This is a genomic window from Stenotrophomonas sp. P5_A8 (assembly GCF_056400545.1).
Window position 1 is genome coordinate 1 of record NZ_JBFULB010000235.1, and the last position, 6,001, is coordinate 6,001.

At 65.2% G+C, this 6,001-nt stretch carries 5 protein-coding genes; all 5 read right to left on the reverse strand.

Features of this window, described 5'->3' with window-relative positions:
- The coding region (locus tag AC1DQP_RS14975; RefSeq protein WP_478051904.1) for a class I SAM-dependent methyltransferase at window positions 1-1,179 on the reverse strand (1,179 nt) is incomplete at its 3' end.
- Complete coding sequence (locus AC1DQP_RS14980; RefSeq protein ID WP_457318215.1) at window positions 1,160-2,392, reverse strand: ABC transporter ATP-binding protein; 1,233 nt, start codon at window positions 2,390-2,392, stop codon at window positions 1,160-1,162. The genes AC1DQP_RS14980 and AC1DQP_RS14975, both read right to left, overlap by 20 nt.
- Window positions 2,389-3,171, reverse strand: coding sequence for an ABC transporter permease (locus tag AC1DQP_RS14985; protein ID WP_256775315.1), 783 nt, complete (start codon window positions 3,169-3,171; stop codon window positions 2,389-2,391). Before AC1DQP_RS14985 ends, AC1DQP_RS14980 begins: the two co-directional genes overlap by 4 nt.
- Before the next feature lie 3 nt (window positions 3,172-3,174).
- Complete coding sequence (locus AC1DQP_RS14990) at window positions 3,175-4,368, reverse strand: cystathionine gamma-synthase (RefSeq protein WP_478051905.1); 1,194 nt, start codon at window positions 4,366-4,368, stop codon at window positions 3,175-3,177.
- A 132-nt stretch (window positions 4,369-4,500) separates the two neighbouring features.
- Window positions 4,501-5,871, reverse strand: coding sequence for a pyridoxal-phosphate dependent enzyme (locus tag AC1DQP_RS14995; RefSeq protein WP_478051906.1), 1,371 nt, complete (start codon window positions 5,869-5,871; stop codon window positions 4,501-4,503).
- Window positions 5,872-6,001 lie beyond the last annotated feature (130 nt).

A 6,001-nucleotide genomic window follows, 5' to 3' on the forward strand; every position in this document is an offset into this window, starting at 1 on the left:
CTTCCATTTCCTGCGCGACCGTGTGTAGGCGGCCGCATCGTCCGCCCGCTGGCTTTCCAGCCTGCGGCGCGCCTGATCCTGCTGCTCGCGCTCCTGCAGCAGACGCTGCTCGGCCTGCGCGAGTTGCTCGTCGCGCTGGGAGACGGTCTGCACCATTGCGTGGAGCTCTTCCCGGGCGTGCTGAAGGGCCGTCTGGCTCTCGACGTCACGGGCCAGCCAACCTGCATCGCTTTCGTCTTTGGCCGCCTGCAACTGCTGGGCGTAGTTGGCAGCAGCGCCCCATTCGCGCTTGGCTACCGCCAAGTCTGCGATGTAGGCGTCCAGCATCCGGGCCGTGGATTCCCACTCGCGCTCCGCGTTGTTGGCACGGAGCCCCAAAGCGCGCAGGCCCTTGGCCAACCCGCTCAGCAGGGCAGTCGCTTCCGCGTCCGACCCGGCCTGGAAGGGAGGATTGGCCCGCAGGCGCGCGGCATCGGTGTCACGGCGCACGGCAACGTAGTACTCGCGGTACGGCTCATCGCTATGGTCGCCGGCAAAAACCCGGCTGTTGTACAGGCGATCGGCCGCTTCCACCAAGGGTTCCAGCTCGGGGAACTTGACCTTGATGAAATGCGTGCCCATCAAGCTTGCCCACAAAGTGGCATTGCCTTGGCCAAAGCGCAGTACTTCCATGCCGGCGGCTTCGAAGGTCTGCACGACCTCGGCCGTCTGCACCAGGCCGAACTCCTTGTGCTCCTGCAGCCACACGTAATCTTCACCGAACAACTCATGCCAACGCCCGTTGGCCTCCACCTCGGCCTGCTCCACCCAGGGCCGCTCGGGCGGAAAACCGACGATCACGGCGCGACCTGCAACACGCGCCATTTCTGCGATGGCGCGCGTGCGCAGATCGGCGGGAATATGCTCAAGCACGTCCAGGGACACCACCGCATCGAACTGCTGGTCGGTAAACGGCAGCGCGGTTGCATCGGCGACAACGAAGTCCTTCTCGTCACCCTCAACGTGAAGGTCGGTGTACAGGAAGGTCGCCTGCGGAAGGAACTGGCCCAGCAGGCGTTGCCGATTGGCCCCTACCTCCAGCACGCTCGGCGCGTCGAGCCCCAGGGTCTGGAGCAGGTGTGCGGCCGCAGCGTAACGCTGGTAATGGTCGAACGGGATATCAAGAAGCGTCGACGTCATGGACCTTCCACTCATGGGGGATATAGACCACGCCTTCGCTGAAATAGGGCGCAGCCACGGTGAATACGCTGGCTTCGGACAGGTAGTCCAGGCAGACCAGGCCCTTGTCGGTGAACAGGCCCACATCGACACGGTACGTGCCGGTGAGCAGGGTCATCGAAGGAATGTGATAGGTGACGCGGTGCGACCCACGCGAGGTCGGGATCTGCACGCGCTCCAGATAGGTATTTGGACCGAAGATGTGCAAACCATCCATGCCCTTGATCGCCACGCCGAGCAACAGACCCTGCACCGCGTCGTCGACCACGGTATAGCTGATGTCCACGCTCAACGGCTCGAATGGCGCGAGCATGTCCGTGCTCAACGCAACCGTCTCCAGGTGCGCGGGGATGCTATCCGGGCGTGGCGCACGACACGTCTCGGCCGCCGCCTCACTTGCCTGCTCGCGCCCCAGTTCATAGTCGCGGAATCGATCGGCGACGAAACTGGCCTCGCCATGCAGCTTGACCTTGCCGCCTTCCAGCCACAGGGCGGTCTGGCAGAAGCGCTTTACCTGCTCCAGCGAATGCGAGACGAACAGGATGGTGGCGCCGCGCGCGCGGATCTGCTCGATCCGGGCAAGGCATTTCATCTGGAAGCGGATGTCACCCACCGACAGCGCTTCGTCGATGATCAGCACGTCCGGCTCGGTATGGATGGCCACCGAGAACGCGAGGCGCACGTACATGCCGCTTGAGTACGTTTTCACGGGCCGATCGAAGAAATCGCCGATGTCGGCGAAGGCGATGATCGACTCCAGCTTGTCGTCTACTTCCTTGCGGCTCAGACCCAGCAGCGAGGCACTCAGGTAGACGTTGTCGCGCCCTGAGAAATCTGGATTGAAGCCCGCGCCGAGTTCGAGCAGCGCGGCGAAACGGCCATGGATGTTCACCGACCCGGAGGTCGGGCGGACCGTCCCGCAGAGGATCTGCAGCAAGGTGGACTTGCCTGCCCCGTTGCGGCCGATGATGCCAACGGTCTCGCCGCGGGGCACGACCAGATTGACCCCATCCAGAGCACGGAAGGTACGGCTGGCGCGATCACCGGACGGCCGCAGCAGGGACATCAGGCGATCGCGCGGGCTGGCGTAGACCGGATAGTCCTTGGTGACATTCAGGACTTCGATCGCCGCGTCGGCAAGGGTTGCCGTGTCAGCGGGAAGTGGGCTGTTCATAGGACGTCCGAGAATCCGCGCGAGAGGCGACGGAAGAGAGCGTAGGAGACAAGCGCGAAGATCACCGACAGCGTGAAGTGGGGCAGCAGCACAGCCAGGTCAGGCGCCGCGTTCTGGACCGTGACCGCGCGCAGCTGTTCGATCGGGGTCACCAGTGGATTGAAGTGGATCAGCCCGGCCACGGCCGGAGGCATCGCCTTGGCCGGGAAGAAGATCGGGCTCAGGAACAGCAGCACGCTGCTCAGGATGCCGACGAACTGGCCGATGTCGCGCAGATAGACGCCCAGCGCGGACAACGACCAGGCAATCGCCAGCAGCATCGGGGTCATTTCCAGCAGAATCAGCGGCGCGGTGAGCGCCCAGGCCGAGGGCAGGCCGGATTGCCAGGTTTGCGCGACGAGCAGGATCAGCAAGCCGATCCCAGCGGTCGTCAGCGCGGCCGCCACCTTCACCATGGACAGCACCGGCAGCGGGAACACTACCTTCTTCACGAAGTTGGGCTGCCCAGCGATGATCCCCGGAGCGGTAACCAGCACCTCGGACAACAGGGTGAACGGCACCAGCCCGGCGAACAGCATCAGGGCGAAGTCACCGGTCGATTCGGCCCCTGCCCAGCGTGCCTTGAAGACGCCGCTGAAGACCAGGGTGTAAACGCAGAGCATGAGCACCGGCTGCAGCACCAGCCACAGGACGCCCAACGTGGTAGTGCGATAACGGGCGGCCAGCTCACGCCCCAGCAGCTGGCGGAACAGGAACAGCAGGTTGGCGTGCTTCTGCATCGATCAGGAGTTCCCAGCCAACAGCGCCTGCTCCAGATCCACCTGCAGATCCCCCAACTCCTCAACCCCCACGCTCAGCCGGACCAGCGCATCACTGATCCCCAGCTGCTCCCGGCGTTCCACCGGGATCGACGCATGCGTCATCACCGCCGGATGATTCACCAGGCTTTCCACCCCGCCCAGCGACTCGGCCAGGGTGAACAACTCGGTCTTCTCGCAGAAGCGCTTGGCCGCCGCGAATCCGCCCTTGAGCACGATCGAGACGATGCCGCCGTAGCCGTTCATCTGGCGCGTGGCCAGTTCATGCTGCGGGTGCGAGGTCAGGCCGGGGTAGATCACCTTCTCCACCGCCGGGTGGGTCTCCAGCCACTGGGCCAGGGCCAGCGCGTTGGCGCAATGGGCCTTCATGCGCAGCGGCAGGGTCTTCAGGCCGCGCAGGGCCAGGAAGCTGTCGAACGGCCCCTGCACGCCCCCGATGGAGTTCTGCAGGAACGCCATCTGCTCGGCCAGTTCGGCGTTGTCGCCGACCACCACCATGCCGCCGACCATGTCCGAGTGCCCGTTGAGGTACTTGGTGGCCGAGTGCAGGACCAGGTCCGCGCCCAGTYCCAGCGGGCGCTGCAGCATCGGCGAGGCGAAGGTGTTGTCGACCACCACGATCAGGCCGTGGCGCTTGGCGATGGCGGCCACCGCGGCGATGTCCACGATCTTCAGCATCGGGTTGGTCGGGGTTTCGATCCAGACCATCTTCGTCTGCTCGGTGATCGAGGCCTCGAAGGCGGCCAGGTCGGTCAGGTCCACGAAGCTGAACTGCAGGTTGGCGGTGCGCTTACGCACGCGCTCGAACAGGCGGAAGGTGCCGCCGTAGATGTCGTCCATCGCCACCACGTGGCTGCCGGCGTCCAGCAGCTCCATCACCGTGGAGCTGGCGGCCATGCCCGAGGCGAACGCGAAGCCGCGGCTGCCGCCTTCCAGGGAGGCCACACAGCGCTCGTAGGCGAAGCGGGTGGGATTGTGGGTGCGCGAGTACTCAAAGCCCTGGTGTTCGCCGGGGCTGGACTGGGCGTAGGTGGAGGTCGCGTAGATCGGCGGCATCACCGCGCCGGTGCTCGGATCGGGCGACTGTCCGCCGTGGATGGCCAGGGTAGCCAGGGCAAGTGCACGGTTGCCGTGCCCGGAGAAAGCGTGGTCGGACATGTTGTTTCCCAGCAATGGAGAGCCCCGGTAGGGGCTCCCGCAAAAGGAGCGGAAGTCTATCAGCGGCGGCTTAATTGACCGTTGACGCGGATAAACGCTGATTCAGAGCAGCTGCGGCCGGCGCGGGGCGGTTTACTGGACCCGGCGGCGCAGGTAGTTCAGCAGGTCGATGCGGGTGATCAGGCCCAGGAAGGCGGTGCCGTCCATGACGATGGCGACCTGGCCGCGGTCGAACACCGGCAGCAGGGCCTCGATCGGCGATTTCACGTCCAGCCGGTCCAGCTTGCTGACCATCGCCGTGGCGACCGGGTCGCGGAAGCGGGCTTCGTCGCCGTAGACATGCAACAGCACGTCGCTTTCGTCCACGATGCCCACCAGCTGGTCGCCGTCCATCACCGGCAGCTGCGACACGTCGTACAGCTTCATGCGCTGGTAGGCGGTGGTCAGCAGGTCCTTCGGCCCGATCACCACGGTGTCGCGCTGGCCGTACGGGCGCAGGATCAGGTCGCGCAGATCGCCCGACTGCGGGCGCTCCAGGAAGCCGTTGTCCAGCATCCAGTAGTCGTTGTACATCTTGGACAGGTACTTGTTGCCGGTGTCGCAGACCAGCACCAGCACCTTCTTCGGGGTGGTCTGCTCCTTGCAGTACTTCAGCGCGGCAGCCAGCAGGGTGCCGGTGGAGGAGCCGCCGAGGATGCCTTCCTTGCCCAGCAGCTCGCGCGCGGTATGGAAGCTCTCGGCATCGCTGATCGCATAGGCCTTGGTGACGCGGCTGAAGTCGGCGATCGAGGGCAGGAAGTCCTCGCCGATGCCTTCCACCAGCCAGCTGCCGGACTTGTCGTTGAGCACGCCGTCGTTGATGTACTCGGCCAGGATCGAGCCGACCGGATCGGCCAGCACCAGTTCGGTCTTCGGCGAGGCGGTGGCGAACGCGCGCGACAGGCCGGTCATGGTGCCCGAGCTGCCGCAACCGAACACGATCGCGTCCAGGTCGCCGTCCATCTGTGCCAGGATCTCCGGACCGGTGCCGAACTCATGCGCCGCCGGGTTGTCCGGGTTGCCGAACTGGTTGATGAAGTACGCGCCCGGGGTTTCCTCGGCCACGCGCTGGGCCATGTCCTGGTAGTACTCCGGATGGCCCTTGGCCACATCCGACCGGGTCAGGCGCACTTCGGCGCCCATCGCCTTGAGGTTGAAGATCTTCTCGCGGCTCATCTTGTCGGGTACGACCAGGATCAGCTTGTAGCCCTTCTGCTGGGCGACCAGCGCCAGGCCCAGGCCGGTGTTGCCGGCGGTGCCCTCGACCAGGGTCGCGCCCGGCTTGAGGTCACCGCGCTTTTCAGCGGCTTCGATCATCGACAGGCCGATGCGATCCTTGATCGATCCTCCGGGATTGGCGCTTTCGAGCTTGAGATAAAGCTCGCAGACGCCGGTGTCCAGGCGCTGGGCCTTGACGATCGGGGTCTGGCCAATGAGTTCAAGTACGGAGGAATGGATTGCCATCGGTTCACATCGATTCGCGCCGCAATGCGGCCGGACCGGTGATTATCCGACGGTTGGCGGAGAAAGTCAGGTTGCCGCGATCTACGGCCGTCGGCGGCCGACGAAGGGCCTGCGGCACAAGGCCCTGCAC